The organism is Streptomyces sp. NPDC051018 (assembly GCF_044456085.1).
In the GTDB taxonomy this organism is placed as follows: Bacteria; Actinomycetota; Actinomycetes; order Streptomycetales; family Streptomycetaceae; genus Streptomyces.
This window is the reverse complement of record NZ_JBITFN010000015.1, coordinates 97,709-117,235: the sequence shown is the minus strand read 5'-3', so window position 1 is coordinate 117,235 and position 19,527 is coordinate 97,709. Positions and strand designations below refer to the sequence as shown.

Genomic DNA, 19,527 nt, shown 5'->3' with positions numbered 1-19,527 from the left:
GAACGCTCGTCGAACCCGGTCGACTTCCCCACCCGACCGACGGAGGATTGGTCTTGACCAAGGTGCCGTGCCGCCCTATCGTCGCAGGGATAGTGCAGGAACCTTTAAAAAACAAAGGCGCGGAATAACCGCCGCTGAGACGGCGATTGCGGAGGATCAGGGTGGGGACCACGCAACTGGAATCTGTGCCGGAACCGAAGTACTGGCACCTGAAGACTGTGATCGGCGAGGCACTCGACTCCGACTTCACGGTGGGCGAGATCCTTCCGAACGAGCGCGACCTGGCCGCCCGGTTCGGCGTCGCCCGCGCCACGCTCCGCCAGGCACTCGAACAGCTCGAACTCGAAGGCCGCCTCCAGCGGCGCAGAGGTGTCGGTACCACGGTCGCCCCACCGCGCGTGGGCGTGGACGTCTCCACCACCGAGCACACCTGGCCCGGCTCCACACAGGACGCCTGGGAGTCCTTCGACTGCGCGAAGGCGGTTCCGCCGTCCGCTGTGGCGCGCCTGCTGGGCACGGCCGCCGGCGAGGAGACGTACGCCCTGCGCAGGCTGCGCGTCAGTCACGGGCAGCGCGTCGCGGCCGAGCTGTTCTATGTGCCCGTGTCCTCGGTACCCGAACTCTCCGCCATAGACGCCCCCTCCGGAGCGGCACGCGCGCGTGGTGTGCTGCGCGAACTCCAGCGCCTCGACCTCGAAGGCCAGGACCGCTCGGTGGAACTGGGTTCGGCCCGCGCCGACGACGCCAAGGAGCTCGACCGGCTGCCGGGGGCACCGGTTCTGATGGTCACCACACGCTACTTCTCCCGGGGCCGGACGGCTGCGGTGTCCGTCGCCACCTACCGGGCGGACACCTGCCGTCTCACCTTCGGGGACTCGGGTGATGTGCAGATACGGCACCACGACGAGGCACGCCGCGCCTCCTGATCGCGGGCCCGGTCGAGGGCCCGTTCCCGCCGACCGGCCCGTGGGTTCACCTCGGGCCGGTGCCCGCGCCGGGTGGTCGGCACGCCACCCGGCCGCACTGACCGTGGAGTCGGCGACGGTCTGCCTCCCGAGCCGGGCCGTGCCGGGTCGCATCCCCGCCCTTGTGCGGGAGTGCGCGCGGGCGAGCCGCTGCTCCTGAGCGGGGCCGGATACCCGACTCGGCCGGTCGGCCCGTACGCGCGAGCCGGCCGACGCCGTTCCGCGCTGCCGCCCGGAGGCGTACGGCCCCGAGGGCGACCGGCCCGCGGGGTCAGCTGCGGGCGGTCACCGTGCCCTCCACCGCGAAGAGTTCCTCCTCGACATGGTCGAGGGCGAGCCGGAGCGCTCCCGTCGCCACGGCCGCCTCGCCGAGGAGGGACAGGGTGACGCGGGGCGGGCGGAGGCAGTAGCGGGAGAGTTCGCTGCGCAGGGGGTCGAGGACCCCGTCGAGACCGGCCGCCCACCCGCCGATGACGACCAGTTCGGGATCGAGCGCGAGTACCAGGGCCGCCACATCGTGGACCAGGCGCTGGATGAAGCGCTCGACCGCCGCCTGGGAACGGACGTCGCCCTGCTTGGCGAGGGCGAAGACATCGGCGACCGCCTGCTCGTCCAGGGGATGCAGCGGCTCGCCCGTCGTGGACAGGAGCTTCTCCGGAGTCATCCCCCGGCCCAGCAGATGCAGCGCCCCGATCTCGCCCGCCGCGCCGCCGAACCCCCGGTGCAGACGTCCGCCTATCAGGGAGCCCGCGCCGGGGCTCAGACCGGCCAGGACGAAGACGATGTCGTCGGACTCCCGCGCCGAGCCCTTCCAGTGCTCGGCCACGGCGGCGGCGTTCGCGTCGTTCTCCACCAGCACCGGGCAGCGGAAGGAGCGCTGGAGGCGCTGGCCGAGGGGGAGTCCCGTCCAGCCCGGCAGCGCCGTTCCCAGCCGTACGGTCCCGTCGGCCTCGACGATGCCGGGGGAACCGACCCCGACGGCCCGCAGATTGCTGCGGGAGACCCCGGTGCGCCGCAGGACGTCGGCTATCACCAGCCGGACCCGCTCCAGCCGGTCGTCCGCCGAGGCCGTCTCGGACACCTCGCGCGACCCCGCGCCGATGATGCGTCCGTCCAGCCCGGAGACCAGCGCGGCCACCCGGTGCGGGCCGATCTCGATGCCCAGCAGATGGCCGGCCTCCACCCGGAACCGGAACCGTCGTGCGGGCCGGCCCTGGCGGCGCGTGGCGCCCTCCACCGGCACGGTCTCGGCGACCAGCCCCGCCTCGATGAGGCCCTCGACGACCCCTTCGACGGTCGGCCGTGACAGGCCCGTGACCCGGGTCAGATCCGTGAGCGTGGGGGAGCCCGCCCCCCGTAGCGCATGGAGTACCACAGCCGAGTTGATCCGCCGAAGCAAAGACGGATCTCCGCCGGTCAGCCGCCCCACCGTGTGTCCTTCCAGCCCCGGCTCGTGCAGCTCGGGCGCTTATGTCTGCCGGATGGTACTCGCTGGGCGTTCACCGCGCACGGTCACTGCGAAGGCTGCGACGGAAGTGCCCGGGCATATCCTCTCAACCGCCGTGGACGGGGGCCAGGCGGGCAACCGCCCGTCGCCCGCCGGCCGCCGGACCGGCGCCGGGACACCGGGGCCAACCGGACGGGAAGCGCGCCGGCCGGCTGCACCCGGCCTCGACGCGATGCCGGGACCCGGCACCTCGGGGGTGCCGGGATCCAGCGCTCGCCCGGGGCCGGACCCGGCGCCCCGACCTCAGGGCGGAGAAGGCACAAGCCGCCCGCGACCGGCGCGGCCCGTGCCGTCCGCCGAAGCCGTCAGAGAATCGAGCCCGGCGTGTATTTGGCGGCGCCCGGGTGCTGCTTGGCGATCTCCTCGATACGGGAGACGACGGCAGCGACCTGGTCACCGGCCGCACCGGTGAACGACAGCTTGTCCGCCATCAGCGCGTCGAGCTGCGCCCGATCCAGCGGAATGCGCTCGTCCGCCGCGAGCTTGTCCAGCAGCTCATTGCGCTCCGCGCCCTGTTCACGCATCGCCAGGGCCGAGGCGACCGCGTTCTCCTTGATGGCCTCGTGCGCGACCTCCCGGCCGACCCCGGCCCGTACCGCGCCCATCAGCACCTTGGTGGTGGCGAGGAAGGGCAGATAGCGGTCGAGTTCACGGGCGATGACCGCCGGGAAGGCCCCGAACTCGTCCAGCACCGTCAGGAACGTCTCCAGCAGCCCGTCGAAGGCGAAGAACGCGTCCGGCAGTGCCACCCGGCGGACGACGGAGCAGGACACATCGCCCTCGTTCCACTGGTCGCCCGCCAGCTCGGCCGTCATCGAGGCATAACCCCGCAGGATCACCATCAGACCGTTGACGCGCTCGCAGGAGCGGGTGTTCATCTTGTGCGGCATCGCGGAGGAGCCGACCTGGCCGGGCTTGAAGCCCTCGGTGACCAGTTCGTGCCCGGCCATCAGCCGGACCGTTCTGGCGACCGAGGAGGGCGCGGCGGCCAGTTGCACCAGCGCGGAGACCACGTCGTAGTCGAGGGAGCGGGGATAGACCTGGCCGACCGAGGTGAACGCGTGGGCGAAGCCCAGATGACCCGCGACGCGCTGCTCCAGCTCCGCGAGCTTCGCCGCGTCCCCGCCGAGCAGATCGAGCATGTCCTGCGCGGTGCCGACCGGTCCCTTGATCCCGCGCAGCGGATAGCGGCCCAGCAGGTCCTCCAGCCGGCCGTACGCCACCAGCAGCTCGTCCGCCGCCGTAGCGAAACGCTTGCCGAGCGTGGTGGCCTGCGCCGCCACATTGTGGGAACGGCCCGCCATCACCAGCTCCGCGTACTCGGCGGAGAGTTTGCCGAGCCGCGCCAGCACCGCGACCACGCGGTCCCGCATCAGCTCCAGCGACAGCCGGATCTGGAGCTGCTCCACGTTCTCCGTCAGATCGCGGGAGGTCATGCCCTTGTGGACCTGCTCATGGCCCGCGAGCGCGTTGAACTCCTCGATCCGCGCCTTCACATCGTGGCGGGTGACCTTCTCGCGGTCCGCGATGGACGCCAGGTCGACCCGGTCGAGCACCCGCTCGTAGTCGGCGACGGCCGCGTCGGGCACCTCGACACCGAGGTCCTTCTGCGCGCGGAGCACGGCCAGCCAGAGCTGACGCTCCAGCCGCACCTTCTGCTCGGGGGACCACAGAGCCGCCAGCTCCACGGAGGCATAGCGGCCGGCCAGGACGTTCGGGATACGAGGCTTCGCAGACACTGTCACATGGCGAGATTCTACTGTCGGTTTACGCAGGCCAGCGCCCCGGTCCCGGTTCCGCGCCGGAACGGGGCGTCAGGGGCGCGGCGGCTCGTACGGCAGCAGCTCGGGGCGTTTCGCCGGGCGGCCGTCGCCGGAGGAGCGGCCCGTGAGGCGGCGGCCGATCCAGGGGCCGAGGTGCCGGCGGGCGAACCGCAGGTCCTCGGCCCGCAGGGCGGCCCAGCCCGCGCGGGCCGCGAGCGGCAGCGGTGCCCGCCAGTCGTCCTCGGGGGTGAGGCCGAGCGTCTGCCAGACGGCCTCGGCGACCCTGCGGTGCCCCTCCGCCGCCAGATGCAGCCGGTCGGCGTCCCACAGCCGCCGGTCGCCGAACGCGCCCGATCCGTACAGATCCACCACCAGCGCGCCGTGCCGGGCGGCCAGCTCGTCGATGTGGACGAGCAGCTCCTCCAGACGCGGACGGAAGCGCTCCATCACCGGACCGTCGCGGCCGGGGCTGCGCATCAGGACCAGCCGGCCGCACGACGGCGCCAGCTTCTCCACGGCCTCCTCCAGCAGCGCCCGCACCCGGACCATGTCGCACCGGGGCCGCAGCGCGTCGTTGAGGCCGCCGACCATCGTCACCACATCGGCGCGCATCGCCGCCGCCGTATCGATCTGATCCTCGACGATCTGGCCGATGAGCTTGCCGCGCACCGCGAGATTCGCGTAGCGGAACCCGGGTGTACGGGCCGCCAGCCTGGCCGCCAGCAGATCGGCCCAGCCCCGGTACGAGCCGTCGGGCAGCAGATCGGACATGCCCTCGGTGAAGGAATCGCCCACCGCGACAAAGCTGGTGTAGTTGGCAGTCGTCTCCATGGAGAGATGATCCTACCGGTCGGTAGCACCGAGGGTCCGGGCGGAGCGGCCCCGCCGGGGGCGCGGGGGAGTACCCAGGACTCGCCGCCGGACGTGCCGCGGGGACATACGGCCCGGCACGCCGCAGGACACCGCGGTCGGGCACACCGCCGGAGCCGCCGCTGCGCCGGGAGAACGGCGGGCCCGTCCCGCACGCCTCGATGAGGCATCCGGAACGGGCCCCGGTCACCGGCCCGGGCGGGCGTCAGCCGCGCCTGCCCACCAGCTCCCGCAGTACGTCCTCCATCGTCACCAGCCCCTCCGGCCGCCCGTCCTCGTCCAGGACGGCCGCCAGATGGGTACTGCTGCGACGCATCGCGGTCAGCACGTCGTCCAGCGGGGTCGTCGCACGGACCCGCGCGATCGGCCGCAGCGCCGTGACCGGGAACGGCTCGTCACGCGGAGCCGCGTCCAGGGCGTCCTTCACATGGAGGTAGCCGAGGATGCTGTGCTTGGCGTCGACGACCGGGAAGCGGGAGAACCCCGATTCGGCCGCCAGCTGCTCCAGGTCCTCCGGAGTGGTCCCGCCCCGCGCGTACACGACCCGTTCGGCCGGCATGACGACGTCCCGCACCGGGCGCCTGCCCAGCTCCAGGGCGTCGCGCAGCCGCTCGGCCGCCCGGTCGTCGAGTAGTCCGGCGTCACCGGCGTCCGCGACCATCCGGGCCAGCTCGTCGTCCGAGTAGGTCGCGGTGACCTCGTCCCTGGCCTCGACCCGCAGCAGCTTCAGCAGAGCGTTGGCGAAGGCGTTGATCGTGAAGATCACCGGGCGCAGCGCCCGCGCCAGCGCCACCAGCGGCGGGCCCAGCAGCAGTGCGCTGCGGGTGGGCTCGGCCAGGGCGATGTTCTTCGGCACCATCTCGCCGAGGAGCATGTGCAGATAGGTCGCCAGGGACAGCGCGATCACGAAGGAGATCGGATGCACCGCGCCGTGGGGCACGCCCACCGCGTCGAACACCGGCTCCAGCAGATGCGCGATCGCGGGCTCGGCGACGATACCGAGGACCAGGGTGCACAGGGTGATGCCGAGCTGGGCCGCGGCCAGCAGGGCCGATACGTGCTCCAGGCCCCACAGCACACTGCGGGCCCGGCGGTTCCCCGCCTCGGCCTCCGGCTCGATCTGACTGCGGCGTACGGAGATCAGGGCGAACTCGGCGCCGACGAAGAAGGCGTTGACCACCAGGGTCATCAGGCCGATGAACAACTGGACGGCGATCATCGTCCGGCCCCCCTCGTACTACCGGATCCGGAGCGGGAACCCGGTCCTGGAGGATCGGGCCCGTCGTCCGCCCCGGACGGGACGGGCGCGTGCATCAGCACCCGGGCGGCGCGCCGCCCGGAGGCGTCGACCACGTCGAGGCGCCACCCCTGGACGTCGATGCGGTCGCCTTCGACGGGAATGCGCCCCAGCTCGGTCGCGAGCAGTCCGGCGAGCGTCTCGTAGGGCCCGTCCGGCAGCCTCAGACCGGCCCGCTCCAGCTGGTCCGTACGGGCGGCGCCGTCGGCGGACCACAGGGTGCGGCCGTCGGCGTCCTGCCCGGCCGGAGCCAGATCGGGGGTCTCCTGGGGGTCGTGCTCGTCCCGTACCTCGCCGACGACCTCCTCGACGATGTCCTCCATCGTCACCACGCCGGCCGTGCCGCCGTACTCGTCGATGACCACCGCCATGGTGGACCGCCCGCCGAGCCGGTCGATGAGCCGGTCCACGGTCAGTGACTCCGGTACGAGCAGGGGCTCGCGCAGCACCTCCATGACCCGGTGGCGGGCCCGCTGGGCGGCGGGGATCGCCAGGACGTCCTTGATGTGCGCGACCCCGACGACCGTGTCGAGACTGCCCCGGTAGACGGGGAAGCGGGAGAGCCCGGTGGCGCGGGTGGCGTTGGCGACATCCTCCGCGGTGGCCTGTGCCTCCAGCGCGGTGACCTGGACCCTCGGGGTCATCACATTCTCCGCGGTCAGCTCGGCCAGGCTCAGAGTACGGACGAACAGCTCGGCCGTGTCCGCCTCCAGCGCGCCCTCCTTCGCGGAGTGGCGGGCCAGCGCTACCAGCTCCTGGGGGCTGCGCGCGGACGCCAGCTCCTCGGTCGGCTCCATGCCCAGCCTGCGGAGAATGCGGTTGGCGGTGTTGTTCAGATGGCTGATCAGCGGTTTGAAGGCGGCGGTGAACAGCCGCTGCGCGGGTGCGACCACCTTGGCCACCGCGAGCGGGGAGGAGATGGCCCAGTTCTTGGGCACCAGCTCACCGACGACCATCAGGACGACCGTCGACAGCGCCGTACCGAGGACCAGGGCCACCGACGACGCGACGGAGGGGGAGAGACCGAGATCCTCGACGGGACCCCGGATCAGCTTGGCGATCGACGGCTCGGAGAGCATGCCGACGACCAGATTGGTGACGGTGATGCCGAGCTGCGCGCCCGACAGCTGGAAGGTCAGACCCCGTACGGCCTTGAGGGCGCTCGCCGCGCCGCGTTCGCCGCGCTGGGCGGCCCGTTCGAGGTCACTGCGCTCGACCGTGGTGAGGGAGAACTCCGCCGCGACGAAGACACCACAGGCGAAGGAGAGCAGCACCGCCACGAACAGGAGGAGCACTTCGGTCATCGGGTCACCTCCGTCCCATGATCGGGCAGGGGGAGGAGGAATGCTCGATGTGTGCTACTGGGAGGCTCGTCCATGGACGGACGCTCACACCTTTCGTAGGGAGAGGGATGGTCCACCCATCGTAAAGGACCGGCAAAGTTGCTCACACCGAAGGGCCGAATGGTCTCCGGCGGTCCCGGCAGAGGGGTGTCCGCAGGCGGGCGGCACGCACGCCAGAGGTACGCCGGGGCGGCTTCCTTCCGGCGGCGCGCACCGCCGGAAGCCGTCCCGGGCGCCCGCCGGGAACCGGCACCCGGCCGGGCCGGGGCTCCCGCCGGCCGGTCAGCCCGTGCGTACGGGCCCGGTGTACGGCTTGACCCAGCGGCGCCAGTGGTCCTCACGCCGGTATCCGGCCGCCGACCAGGCCCGGTGCGCACCCTCGTTCGCCTCCAGGACCATCGCGTCCCCGCGCCGGCCGCCCACGGCCTCGAACCGCCTCTCGGCGGCCTGGAGCAGTGCGGTCGCGATGCCCCGGCGCCGGTGGCCGGGGAGGACGGCCAGCCGGTACAGCGAACAGCGCCACCCGTCGTACCCGGCGATCACCGAGCCCACCAGCCTGCCGTGCAGCTCGGCCAGGATCAGCGCCTCGGGATCGCGGGCGATGAGGCGGGTGACGCCGTCCACGTCGTCCGTGATGCTCGTGCCCTCCGCGGCCTGTCCCCAGAACGCGAGTACGGTCTCGGCCTCGGAGGCCACGGCGGTCCGGATGCGCAGCTCGTCCATGGTCCGAGCCAAGCACGCGGAGCCGCGGGCCCGCCACCGGCTTTCGCGGACACGGGCGCGGACGGCCGCGTGAGGGGCCCCGGCCGATTCTCCCGGCCGCTGACCCCGGCCCGGCGCCCTCGGATGGTCTCCCGGCCCCGCGCCCTCGGGCTGTTCCCCGCCGCGGCCGCCCGATCAGTCCTCCCGTAGCTCCTCGATCACCGGAGCGAACGCTTCCAGGGCGTCGTCGAGGACGGAGACATACGTGAAGCCATAGCGCTCGCGCTGGGTGCGCAGCTTGTCGGCGATCTCCCGGACCGTGCCGATCACGATCTGGGGATACGCCAGCAGCTGGGCAGGGCTCACATCCGCCAGCGCGGGCGCCCGTGCCAGTACGGCCTCGGCCGCCCCGAGCGGGTCATCGGTGACGGTGGCGACCTGGAGGAGCAGATTCAGCTCCCGCTCACCGGCCGGATCGGCCAGGGAGCCCGCAAGCTTGCGGTAGGCGGCGACCCGCTCGTCCAGCTGATCGGCGTCGATCGGTACCATCCCCCGCTCGGTGTCCCGGCCGGCGCTGAAGGCGACGATGTCGGCGTGGTCGGCCGCCAGCTTCAGCACCCGGTCGCCGTCGCCGCCGATCATCAGGGGCGGGCGGGGCCGCTGGGCCGGGGCCGGGCGGTGCTCGTCGTCCTCCAAGAGCCTGATCAGTTCCCCGACCGTGTGCCGCAGCCGGTCGACCCGGCCGCCGGGGCCGGGGAAGTCCAGGCCCGCCCGGTCGTGCTCCTCCTTCACATAGCCCGCGCCGAGGCCGATCTCCAGCCTGCCGCCGGTGAGGGCGTCGGTGGTGGCGATCTCGCGGGCGAGGAGCGCCGGGTTCCAGAAGCCCGCGTTGAGGACGAAGGTGCCCAGCCGGGGCCGGCGGGTCACCGCCGCCGCGGCCACCAGGGCCGGGAAAGGGGCCATCATGCCCAGATGGTCGGGCACCTGGATCACGTCATAGCCCAGTTCCTCGGCCCGTCTGCACTTGTCGCGCCACCCGGCGCCGTCGGTGGGGATCGTCATGTTCACGGAGAACCGGAACGGGCGGGTCATACGTGCTCCTCCAGACGAGAGGTCTCTCCTGCGTCCACGCGGCGGGTTTCCGGCGTCCTTTCGGCAGGTCGCAAGCGTCGGTCACTCATCGGTCACTCATGGGAGACGGCGGACAGCACGTTCGTCCGGGACGCGCGCAGCGCGGGCAGCACCGCGGCGGCGAGCCCCACGACCACCGGGCCGGCCACCACCGCGGCCACCGTGCCCCACGGCACGGCGAACGCGGTGAGGCCCTCCAGCGCCAGCACCTGCTGGACGGCCACACCCCACACCATGCCCGGTCCCAGCCCCAGCAGCGCGCCGAAGACCGCGATCACGACGGATTCGAGCCGGATCATGCGCCGCAGCTGCCTCCGGGAGAGTCCGGCGGCCCGCGGCAGGCCGATCTCCCGCGTCCGCTCGACCACCGACAGGGCGAGGGCGTTCACCACCCCCAGGACGCGGATGACGATCGCGAGGCCCAGCAGCGCGTACACCGGACAGAGCATGCATCCTGCCCTGGTGCGCGAAGAAGCTGCGCAGAGTCGCCCTCGGCATCGGGGCCTCAGCTCTCGCGGCCGGGATGTCCGGGGGGATGCCCGGCCCCGGGCCGGGCACCGTGGTCGCGGTCGCCGGGCACCCCCGCCCTCCGCGTCCGGTCGCCTCCGTGCTGATCCCCGCCTCCGGCGAACAGCCGCATCCGCTCCAGTACCGCCTCCGCGGTCGGATCCGGCATGACGTCGACGATCCGGCCGTCCGCCAGATACAGCACCAGATCGGAGTGGGCCGCGGCGCCCGGGTCATGGGTCACCATCACCACCGTCTGGCCCAGCCCGTCCACGGCCTCCCGCAGAAAGCCCAGAACCTCGGCGCCCGCCCGCGAGTCCAGATTGCCCGTCGGCTCGTCGGCGAAGATCAGCTCGGGCCTGGAGGCCAGGGCCCGTGCGCAGGCCACCCGCTGCTGCTGACCGCCCGACAACTGCGCGGGCCGGTGCCGGAGCCGGTCCCGCAGCCCGAGGGTGTCGATGACCTTGTCGACCCACTCCCGGTCCGGTGTGCGCCCGGCGATGTCCATCGGGAGGGTGATGTTCTCCGCGGCCGTCAGGGTGGGCAGCAGATTGAACGCCTGGAACACAAAGCCGACCCGGTCCCGGCGCAGCAGCGTCAGCTCGCGGTCCTTGAGGCCGGTGATCTCCGTGCCGCCCAGCCACACCCGGCCGGCCGAGACGGTGTCCAGACCGGCGAGGCAGTGCATCAGCGTGGACTTGCCGGACCCGGACGGTCCCATGACCGCGGTGAACCGGCCGCGCGCGATGTCGACGTCGACGCCGTCCAGCGCGCGCACGGCCGTCTCCCCACCGCCGTACGCCTTGGTCAGCGCCCGCGCGCGGGCGGCGATCGGGACATCCCCGGACTGGCCGTGGGTGGGTGCAGTAGCAGGTGTGGACAAGGCCGCCTCCCCGGATCGTGGCCGCACCGAACTCCCGTACGATCCAACGAGGTTAGTGGGCTCCGGAGAGACGCCGGTATCCCTCGCAGGGTCCCGTTCTCAGGGTCGGTGTAAGGGGCATCCGCCCGGGGGTGCTCCAGCGGGCGGGCCGGTACCGTGCCGGAGTCCCGCGGCGCGCGGACGGGCGGTCCCCCGGTTGTCCGCACATGGCCGGCAGGTACGTCCGCACACGGCCGGCACGGTACGTCCGTACCCGCCCGGTCACGCGTCCAGTGCCGTGCGAATGAGCGTGTCGAGCCGTCGCCACGCCGGGGACGAGGCGTTGACCGTGCCCTGGATGAGGGCGGGGACCTCGGAGGGCGCCTCCAGTCCGGGCGGTTCACCGGGCCCGTAGCGCTTCCGGGTCGCGTCGGCGATCCGGCGGGCGAGATCGTCGACCCGGGAATCGTCGGCGTCGAGGCCGTACGCGTGGTCGTAGTCGAGGTGGAGCCGCCGCAGCGCCGGGTCGGCCAGGGTCTCGGCCTGGTCGTGGAAGAGGGTGACCGCGCGATCGGGGTGGGTGGCGAACACCAGGATCCACAGATCGCGTTGCAGCTCCACCCATCGGGGGGTGAATCCCCAGTGGGCCAGCCGCTCGAGATGGGAACAGACCTTGGGGGGCAGCGGTGTCAGGTCACCCGCGGCGAGCCGGCCCAGGCGCTCCCGTGTGGCCCGCAGGCCGCGGATACGGGCGGTCAGCTCGTCGTCGATCTCACGCAGCGCCCGCCGGAACTCCTCGTCGGTCGCCGATCTCAGCTCCCGGATACGGGCCAGCGGGACACCGGCCTCGGCGAGGGTCCGGATCTTGATCAGCTCGATGGCGTCATCCGCTCCGTACCGCCGGTAGCCGGAGGCGTCGCGGCCGGGCTCGGGGAGGAGCCCCTTGTCGTGGTACACGCGGACCGTCTTGACCGACACTCCGGCGTACCCGGCGAGCTGTCCGATGGTGATCATCCGGCCATCGTCCCACTTGACCCTTCCCCAGGGGCAGGGTCGCAGCATGGCGTCATGATGCATACGAACATCGACCGGGAGACCCTGCGCGCGCTGGCCGACGAGGGCAATGAGACGGCTCTGGACCGGCTGGCCGATCTCGCCGACGCGGCCGGGGACCTCGGGGAGCTGAGCGAGCTGCTGGACGAGGGGTGCGCGCACGCCGGGTTCCTGCTCACCCGGCGCGCGGTCGCGAACGGCGATCCGCGTGAGCTGGGGCGCATCGCCGACGCCGGGTACGACGAGGCCGGGAGGGAGCTGGAGCGGCTGCTGAGCGCGTCGGGCGAGAGGGTTGAGGAGCGAGGGGTTCCGGGCTGAACGGTCGCGGGGCTGGACGGCTGCGGGGCTGAGTGGTTGAACCGGGTGCCTTCTGTGCCCGGGGTGCGGTCATCGGGTACGGCAGGTCGGGCCTCGGCGGAGGCCGTACACGACGGCGGGGGCGCGGTCCCGGCCGGAGCCGGGTGCCGGGCCGGGGGTCCGCGACTTTCGAGGGCAGGCAGGGCAGGCGCGGCCCTGCCCATCCGGTCGGCTCCCGGGCCCCGAAGCCGGGGCCGGGATTCCGGGCGGCCTACGGCCGCTCGTCCGGCCCGGGGCCCGGGTTCCGCTCCAGGGTGGCTTCGGTGGCCGGTTCCCGCGCCCGTTCGGGATCGGGGAAGGGCCGGCGGGCCACGCCCAGGACACACGGGGAGGACGGAACCGTCGGCCCGTGCTCGGGAACCATGAGCCGGCGGTGGGTGCCGAGCTGGAAACCGGCCGCCTCGATCGCCGCGAGCGGTTCCCGAGCGGTGTGGCAGCCGCCGAACAGCAGGGGCCAGACGGTGCGGTCCAGCATCCGCTGGGTGCGGGCCAGCCCCTTGCCCGGGGCCAGGCCGTGTTCGAAGAAGCGCAGTTCACCGCCCGGGCGCAGCACCCGCTTGATCTCGGCGAGCGCGCGGGGCAGGTCCCGTACGGAACACAGCACCAGGGACGCGACCGCGACATCGAACGCCTCGGACTTGACCGGCAGCGCCTCGGCCGCGCCCGGCACCACGTCCACCGGGACCTCCACCCGGCGGGCGGCCTGGGAGGCCAGCATGCGCAGGGAGCGCTCCGGCTCGATCGCGACGACCTCGGAGACGGAGCCGGGGTAGTGGGCGAAGTTCAGCCCGTTGCCCGCCCCGATCTCGATCACCCGCCCGGAGACACCGGCGAGCAGTTCGTCGCGGTGGGCGGCGATGCCGCCCCTCTTGTCGGCGGACACACTGAATCTGGCGTAGAAGCGCGCGAACACCGGGTGGTGGACGGCGTCCCGGGGCACGGCTCTGGCACGCGGACGCATCACGGTTCCTCCGGATGGGAAAGTCCGTCTACGGCCATTCTCCCCGCCGCCCGGCGACTGTGGAATCCCCGGGCACGGAGATCCTGCGATGTACCGGGGGCGGCGGGGGCGGGATGCCCGCGCCCGTCCGTGCCGGCGCCCGCGCCCACCGGAGCCCGCGCCCGCGCGCGGGACGACCCGGCGGGCGCGGAGCCCTCCGGCGTACGGGGAGCCCGCAAGCCCGAAACGTACGTACGGGAGCTGCCGCACCGGATCTCCACCCGCGGAACTCACCCGCGCGAGCCCGGCGCACCCGAGGCCCGCGGCATCCGCCCCCGCCCGGGGACGCTCAGCGCACGGACGCGGTGAACGACTCCACATCCCAGGAGCCGCCCAGCGGCGGGCCGAACCAGCCAGCGGCACCCGCCCGGAACTCCGCGGGCTCCAGCCGGCCCGCCCCCTCCGGTACGGCTCCGAGGAGCGGCGCCCCGGCGACCTCGGGAAGATCCACCACATTGCACCGCGCCGCGAGATCCGGCACGTCCGGCCAGCTCCCGATGACCACACCGAGCTGCTCCAGACCGCGCGAGCGCAGGGCCTCGGCGGTCAGGGCCACCGCGTTCAGGGTGCCGAGCGCGGCCGGAGCGACGACGAGCACGGGAGCGCCCAGCAGCCGCGCGGCATCGGCGAGGGTGGCCCCGCCGTCGTCGAACCGTACGAGCAGTCCGCCCGCGCCCTCGACCAGGACGAGATCGTGTTCCGCGGCCAGTTTGCCCGCCGCGTCCGCCACGTCCTCGGGCCGTACCGCGGCCATCCGGGCCCGCCGGGCGGCGGTCGCGGGCGCGAGGGGCTCGGGATACCGCGCCAGCTCCATCCCGCTCACCTCCCCGGCGAGCCGTGCCACCTCGCCGATGTCCCCGCGGTCTCCGGCGGCGACGCCGGTCTGGGCCGGCTTCAGCACGGCGACGGACCGCCCCCGGGCCCGTGCGAGGGCGGCGACGCCCGCCGTGACGACGGTCTTGCCGACCTCCGTCCCGGTCCCGGTGACGACGATGACGCCCATGCGCTGTTCCTCTCCTCCGTGCGGCACTTCTTTGCCCGCAGCACCTCTTCCGCCCGTGGCAGGAGCAGGCCCGTGTCGCGGGCCCGTCAGGGACTCCGCCTCCCCGCCGTGCCCGCGCTCCCGGTGCGGCCTACCCCGCCCGCGCCGCCGCGACGACCGCCGCGGAGATCCGGTCGAGGTCCGCGTCCTCGGTCACAAAGGGCGGCATCGTATAGATCAGATCGCGGAAGGGGCGCAGCCAGACCCCCTCGCGGACCGCCGCCGCCGTGGCGGCGGGCAGGTCCACCTCGTGGTCCAGCTGGACGACACCGACACCGCCGAGCACCCGGACGTCCGTGACGCCGGGCAGCCGGGCCGCCTCGGCGAGACCCGCCCGCAGCCCGGTCTCCAGCCGCTTGACCTCCTGGGCCCAGTCCTGGGCGAGCAGCAGGTCGACGGAGGCGTTGGCCACGGCCGCCGCCAGGGGATTGGCCATGAAGGTGGGGCCGTGGGCGAGGACCGGGACCTCGCCCCGCGAGATGCCCTCGGCCACCCGCGAGGTGCACAGCGTCGCCGCCATCGACAGATAGCCGCCGGTCATCGCCTTGCCGAGGCACATGACGTCCGGCGAGACACCCGCCTGGTCCGCCGCGAAGAGCGTGCCCGTCCGCCCGAAGCCGGTGGCGATCTCGTCGAAGATCAGCAGCACACCGTGGTCGTCGCACGCCTCGCGCAGCACCCGCAGATACGCGGGGGAGTGGAACCGCATCCCGCCCGCGCCCTGGACCACCGGCTCCACGATCACCGCGGCCACCTCGTCCGCGTACCGCGCGACGGTCTCGCGCAGATGGTCCGCGTACCGCTCCTCGTACCGTGCGGGCGGTGCGTCCGCGAAGATCTGGCGGGGGAGGACACCCGTCCACAGGCCGTGCATCCCGCCGTCGGGGTCGCACACCGCCATGGGCTGCCAGGTGTCGCCGTGGTACCCGCCGCGCCAGGTCAGCAGGCGCTGCTTCGCCGGACGGCCGACGGACCGCCAGTACTGGAGGCACATCTTGACGGCCACCTCGACGGAGACCGACCCGGAGTCGCTGAGGAAGACATGGCGCAGGGGCCCGGGGGTGATCTCGACCAGCCGGGTCGCCAGCCGGACGGCGGGCTCATGGGTGAGCCCGCCGAACATCACATGGCTCATCCGGTCCAGCTGGCCGCGTGCCGCCTCGTTGAGGACGGGGTGGTTGTAGCCGTGGATCGCGGACCACCAGGACGACATGCCGTCGATCAGTTCGCGCCGGCCGTGGACGGGTCCGGCCAGCCGCAGCCGTACCCCGGACGCCGACTCCACGACCAGCGGATCACTGCGGCCGGGCATCGGCCCGTACGGATGCCAGACATGGGCCCGGTCCAGTGCCACCAACTCCGGGACGGACAGTTCAGGCATTGGGTGCCGTATCCGTGCCCGCGCCCCGGCGGCGTACCGCCACCAGGTCCGGACGGGCACCGGCCGGAGCCTGCCCGGAGGCGCCGGGCGGTCCGTCGGCGCAGACCGCGCCCCCGCCGCAGCCGCCGCCCGCCCGGTGCTCCGGCAGCGTCGTCGTACCCGCGCCCTCCACCTCGAAGCCCGCGTCCGCGATCATGTCCAGATCCGTCTGGGCCGCCTGGCCCTCACTCGTCAGATAGTCCCCGAGGAAGATCGAGTTGACGAGGTGCAGCGCGAGCGGCTGGAGCGAGCGCAGCTGGACCTCGCGACCGCCCGCGAGCCGGACCTCCACATCCGGGCAGACGAACCGCACCATCGCGAGGATCCGCAGACAGCGCTGGGGGGTGAGGTTCCACTCCTTCGCCAGCGGCGTTCCCTCGATGGGGATCAGAAAGTTCACCGGAACCGAGTCGGGGTCCAGCTCGCGCAGCGAGAAGACCACGTCGACCAGGTCCTCGTCCTTCTCGCCCATGCCCGCGATCAGTCCGGAGCAGGCCGACAGTCCCGCCGCCTGCGCCTGGTGCACCGTGTCCACCCGGTCGGCGTAGGTGTGGGTGGTGGTGATGTCCCCGTACGTCCCCTCGGACGTATTGAGATTGTGGTTGTACGCGTCCGCGCCCGCTTCCCGCAGCCGCTCCGCCTGCCCCTGGGAGAGCAGACCGAGACAGGCGCACACCTCGACGCCCTCGTTCTGCTCCTTGATCGCCTCGATGGTCCGGGAGACCCGGTCGACGTCCCGGTCCGTGGGTCCGCGTCCGCTCGCCACCAGACAGACGCGCTTGGCGCCGCCCGCGACCCCCGCGGCCGCCACCCGCGATGCCTCTTCGGGCCCCAGCCAGGTGTACTTGAGGATCTCCGCCTTGGAGCCGAGCCGCTGGGAGCAGTAGGAGCAGTCCTCCGGGCAGAGCCCCGACTTCAGATTGACCAGATAGTTGAGTTTCACCCGGCGGCCGAACCACTGGCGGCGTACCCTGCCGGCCGCCGCCACCACATCGAGCAGGTCGTCGTCGGAGGTCGCCAGTACGGCGAGCGCCTCTTCACGGGTCGGCAGCTCGCGCCGCAGCCCCTTCTCCACCAGCGTGCTCAGAAGGTCCATGGCGCCGATCCTGGCGTACGGCACTCGTCCTGGGAAAGTCGGAACCTCACAAGAGAGCCTCGGCGAAGTGTGTGTATGACCACACCCGTTCCCGGTGCGCCCCCGGTTAGTGTCTGTGGGCTGCCTACAAAAGGCCCCGACGAAAGGGCCGTACGAGGACCGGACCACGATGACCCAGGATCCCTTCGCATGGCTCCACGAGGAGTCCGGTCGCCGTGAGCGCGCCGGACTGGTGCGTACGCTCCGCCCGCGCCCCGCCGAGGCGGATCTGCTGGACCTCGCGGGCAACGACTACCTCGGTCTGAGCCGCCACCCGGAGATCACCGGGGCAGCGGCCCGGGCGGCCCGGTGCTGGGGCGCGGGGGCCACCGGCTCCCGGCTGGTCACGGGCAGCACCGAACTCCACGCCGAACTGGAACGCGAACTCGCCGTCTTCACCGGCTTCGAGGCCGCGCTCGTCCTGTCGTCCGGATACGCGGCCAATCTCGCCGTGATGACCGCGCTGTCCGCGCGGGGCTCGCTGATCGTCTCGGACGCGGCCAACCACGCCTCGATCGTCGACGGCTGCCGGCTCTCCCGCGCCGAGACCGTGATCGCCCCGCACGCCGACCTCGACGCCGTGCGGGGGACCCTCGCCGCGCACCCCGGACGGCGGGCGCTCGCCGTCACCGACTCGGTGTTCTCGGTCGACGGCGACGCCGCGCCGCTGCCCCGCCTCGCGGAGATCTGCCGCCGGGCGGGGGCCGCGCTGGTCGTGGACGACGCGCACGGCTTCGGTGTCCTCGGCGACGGCGGACGCGGCGCCCTGAGCGCCGCCGGGCTCGCGGGCGCCCCCGGGACGGTCGCGATGCTCACCCTCTCCAAGTCCCTCGGCAGCCAGGGCGGCGCGGTCCTCGGACCGGCCCCGGTCATCGACCATCTGGTCAACGCCGCCCGGACGTTCATCTTCGACACGGGTCTCGCCCCCGCCGCCGCGGGCGCCGCTCTGGCCGCGCTGCGCCTGCTGGGCCGGGAACCCGAACGGGCGGCCCGTGTGCGCACGGTGGCCGCGACCCTGCACACCCTGCTGACATCGCGGGGGCTGACGGCCGTACGCCCGGACGCCGCCGTGGTCTCCGTCAGGGCGCCGTCGCCCGAGGCCGCCGTGCGCTGGGCCGCCGACTGCCGGTCACAGGGACTGGCAGTCGGCTGCTTCCGTCCGCCGTCGGTGCCGGACGGGGTCTCACGGCTCCGGCTGACGGCCCGCGCCGATGTGACCGACCGTCAGGCCCGGTGGGCGGTCGCGACCGTGGTGCGGACGGCTCCGCCCGGGGCCTTCACCGGGGCTCTCAGCGGGGCCGCGCCGGTCAGCTGACGCTCCCCGCGCCGACCGCGATCACAAAGCGGTCCCAGGCCCGCGGCGAGAAGCGCAGCGGCCGCCGGGACACCTTCTTGGAGTCCCGTACGGCCAGGGTGTCGTCGGGGAGCCTGGCCGCCTCGACGCAGTTGTTCATGCCGGTGCTGCGGCTGCTGCGCCGCCACATTAAGACGCTGTCGTGGTTCACGGGGGCGCCGTACGGGTGAGGGGCGGACACCGGGCCCGGTGTTGCGGGAGAGACGTGCGCCGGGGCGGCGGCTGCGGAGTCGGCGGATACACGGGCGAGTGCGGGGTCGATGTGCGCGAGGCGATCGGACATGGAGCCTCCCTAAGCGTCATCCATGAGCGTGGCGATGAGATCCAGGGAATCCACCGCGGACAGGGCACGCGCCTGCATGGTCGTGAAGGCGGCGCTGTACACCTCACGGTCTTCTGCCCGCTCCAGATGGAGGCTACTCGTCAAGTGGTCAAGAACGACCACATCCAGATCAGAAGTGTTCGGAAAGGAGAAGATAACGAAAGAGCTGGCGAGTCCGACATAAGCGCCGACGGAGAACGGCAGCACCTGGAGCCGTACATGCGGAAGCCGGGCCGAGCGGACCAGCTCCCTCAGCTGCTCCCGCATCACCCGCGGCCCCCCGACCTGCCGTCGCAGCGCCGCCTCGTCGAGGACGACCCGGAGCTTCAGCGGATCCCTCGCGCGCAGCACCGCCTGCCGGGTGATCCGCACCTCCGCCAGCGATTCGACGGTCGCCTCCGGCAGATCCTCCAGCGTCGCCCGGGTCACCGCCCGCGCGTACGCCGGGGTCTGGAGCAGCCCCGGCACCACCGAGGTCTCCAGCGTGCGCACCGAGCACGCCTGGGCCTCCAGGGAGATGAAGTCGCGGTACTCGGGCGGCAGCAGCCCCCGGTACGCGTACCACCAGGGCGTGCCCGAGCCGCCTGCCGCGCCCGCGAGTGTCTCCAGCAGCGTCCGCAGACGGGGGTCGTCGACCTCGTACACATCGAGGAGCAGCCGGACATCGGTGGCCTTGACACCGCTGGCGCCGGTCTCGATCCGGCTCACCTTCGACTGGTGCCAGCCGGCCAGCGCCCCGGCGCTGCGGCTGGTCAGCCCCGCCGCATGGCGCAGCTTGCGGAGTTCTTCGCCCAGTTTGCGGCGGCGCACCGCGGGGCCGTGCTGCATCGGGGATTCCTTCCGCTCGGTTGATCCACGGTCCGGCGCCGGCCTTACGGCCGGTCGCGCCGGACCGTC

Annotated in this window: 18 protein-coding genes and 1 pseudogene; 3 read left to right on the top strand and 16 right to left on the bottom strand. The window is 72.9% G+C overall.

Annotation, left to right across the window (positions count from 1 at the left end):
- The first annotated feature begins 161 nt into the window (after positions 1-161).
- Entirely contained in the window at positions 162-926 is a 765-nt protein-coding gene (locus ACIBCM_RS24540) for a GntR family transcriptional regulator (RefSeq protein ID WP_399246602.1), read from the top strand.
- Between the two features lie 310 nt (positions 927-1,236).
- Here the strand turns inward: ACIBCM_RS24540 and ACIBCM_RS24535 are convergent, their stop codons facing one another.
- From ACIBCM_RS24535 to ACIBCM_RS24490, 10 genes and pseudogenes are all read right to left on the bottom strand, one after another.
- The gene (locus ACIBCM_RS24535) at positions 1,237-2,394 is read right to left on the bottom strand and encodes an ROK family transcriptional regulator (protein WP_399246600.1); all 1,158 of its coding nucleotides are present in this window, start codon (positions 2,392-2,394) and stop codon (positions 1,237-1,239) included.
- Between the two features lie 383 nt (positions 2,395-2,777).
- Positions 2,778-4,211: an adenylosuccinate lyase gene (purB, locus tag ACIBCM_RS24530; RefSeq protein WP_399246746.1), complete on the bottom strand. Its 1,434-nt coding sequence runs from the start codon at positions 4,209-4,211 to the stop codon at positions 2,778-2,780.
- A 75-nt stretch (positions 4,212-4,286) separates the two neighbouring features.
- Complete coding sequence (locus ACIBCM_RS24525; RefSeq protein ID WP_399246599.1) at positions 4,287-5,066, bottom strand: SGNH/GDSL hydrolase family protein; 780 nt, start codon at positions 5,064-5,066, stop codon at positions 4,287-4,289.
- 244 nt (positions 5,067-5,310) lie between these two features.
- The gene (locus ACIBCM_RS24520; protein ID WP_399246596.1) at positions 5,311-6,324 is read right to left on the bottom strand and encodes a hemolysin family protein; all 1,014 of its coding nucleotides are present in this window, start codon (positions 6,322-6,324) and stop codon (positions 5,311-5,313) included.
- A complete protein-coding gene (locus tag ACIBCM_RS24515; RefSeq protein ID WP_399246594.1) occupies positions 6,321-7,706 on the bottom strand; it encodes a hemolysin family protein in 1,386 nt (461 codons plus the stop codon). Before ACIBCM_RS24515 ends, ACIBCM_RS24520 begins: the two co-directional genes overlap by 4 nt.
- Before the next feature lie 321 nt (positions 7,707-8,027).
- On the bottom strand, positions 8,028-8,468 hold the full coding sequence (locus ACIBCM_RS24510; RefSeq protein ID WP_399246592.1) for a GNAT family N-acetyltransferase: 441 nt from the start codon (positions 8,466-8,468) through the stop codon (positions 8,028-8,030).
- A 174-nt stretch (positions 8,469-8,642) separates the two neighbouring features.
- Entirely contained in the window at positions 8,643-9,539 is an 897-nt protein-coding gene (locus ACIBCM_RS24505; protein WP_399246590.1) for a TIGR03621 family F420-dependent LLM class oxidoreductase, read from the bottom strand.
- A gap of 92 nt (positions 9,540-9,631) precedes the next feature.
- Positions 9,632-10,024: pseudogene (locus tag ACIBCM_RS24500) on the bottom strand (ABC transporter permease); the annotation flags it as partial.
- Positions 10,025-10,083: 59 nt separating this feature from the next.
- Positions 10,084-10,968 carry an ABC transporter ATP-binding protein gene (locus ACIBCM_RS24495; protein ID WP_399246588.1) on the bottom strand — a complete coding sequence of 295 codons (885 nt, stop codon included), beginning with the start codon at positions 10,966-10,968 and terminating at the stop codon, positions 10,084-10,086.
- A 261-nt stretch (positions 10,969-11,229) separates the two neighbouring features.
- Complete coding sequence (locus ACIBCM_RS24490; RefSeq protein WP_399246586.1) at positions 11,230-11,961, bottom strand: MerR family transcriptional regulator; 732 nt, start codon at positions 11,959-11,961, stop codon at positions 11,230-11,232.
- Between the two features lie 54 nt (positions 11,962-12,015).
- Here ACIBCM_RS24490 and ACIBCM_RS24485 point away from each other — a divergent pair, with 54 nt between their 5' ends.
- Complete coding sequence (locus ACIBCM_RS24485; RefSeq protein ID WP_399246584.1) at positions 12,016-12,318, top strand: hypothetical protein; 303 nt, start codon at positions 12,016-12,018, stop codon at positions 12,316-12,318.
- A gap of 250 nt (positions 12,319-12,568) precedes the next feature.
- Here ACIBCM_RS24485 and ACIBCM_RS24480 read toward each other — a convergent pair whose 3' ends face one another.
- The 4 genes from ACIBCM_RS24480 to bioB all read right to left on the bottom strand — a co-directional run bounded on the left by ACIBCM_RS24480 (position 12,569) and on the right by bioB (position 16,915).
- Complete coding sequence (locus ACIBCM_RS24480; protein WP_399246582.1) at positions 12,569-13,318, bottom strand: class I SAM-dependent methyltransferase; 750 nt, start codon at positions 13,316-13,318, stop codon at positions 12,569-12,571.
- A 328-nt stretch (positions 13,319-13,646) separates the two neighbouring features.
- Positions 13,647-14,360 (bottom strand): dethiobiotin synthase, encoded by a 714-nt coding sequence (bioD, locus tag ACIBCM_RS24475; RefSeq protein WP_399246580.1) that lies wholly within the window; start codon positions 14,358-14,360, stop codon positions 13,647-13,649.
- Between the two features lie 130 nt (positions 14,361-14,490).
- Entirely contained in the window at positions 14,491-15,780 is a 1,290-nt protein-coding gene (locus ACIBCM_RS24470; RefSeq protein WP_399246578.1) for an adenosylmethionine--8-amino-7-oxononanoate transaminase, read from the bottom strand.
- Positions 15,773-16,915, bottom strand: a complete 1,143-nt coding sequence (gene bioB / locus ACIBCM_RS24465; protein WP_399246576.1) for a biotin synthase BioB — start codon at positions 16,913-16,915, stop codon at positions 15,773-15,775. Before bioB ends, ACIBCM_RS24470 begins: the two co-directional genes overlap by 8 nt.
- A 169-nt stretch (positions 16,916-17,084) precedes the next feature.
- Between bioB and ACIBCM_RS24460 the strand changes: the two genes are divergently transcribed.
- Positions 17,085-18,269 carry an 8-amino-7-oxononanoate synthase gene (locus tag ACIBCM_RS24460; RefSeq protein ID WP_399246574.1) on the top strand — a complete coding sequence of 395 codons (1,185 nt, stop codon included), beginning with the start codon at positions 17,085-17,087 and terminating at the stop codon, positions 18,267-18,269.
- Here the strand turns inward: ACIBCM_RS24460 and ACIBCM_RS24455 are convergent.
- Complete coding sequence (locus ACIBCM_RS24455; RefSeq protein ID WP_399246572.1) at positions 18,262-18,438, bottom strand: DUF397 domain-containing protein; 177 nt, start codon at positions 18,436-18,438, stop codon at positions 18,262-18,264. The two genes, ACIBCM_RS24460 and ACIBCM_RS24455, sit on opposite strands and share 8 nt — an antisense overlap.
- 162 nt (positions 18,439-18,600) lie before the next feature.
- Complete coding sequence (locus tag ACIBCM_RS24450) at positions 18,601-19,458, bottom strand: helix-turn-helix domain-containing protein (protein WP_399246570.1); 858 nt, start codon at positions 19,456-19,458, stop codon at positions 18,601-18,603.
- Between the last annotated feature and the right edge of the window lie 69 nt (positions 19,459-19,527).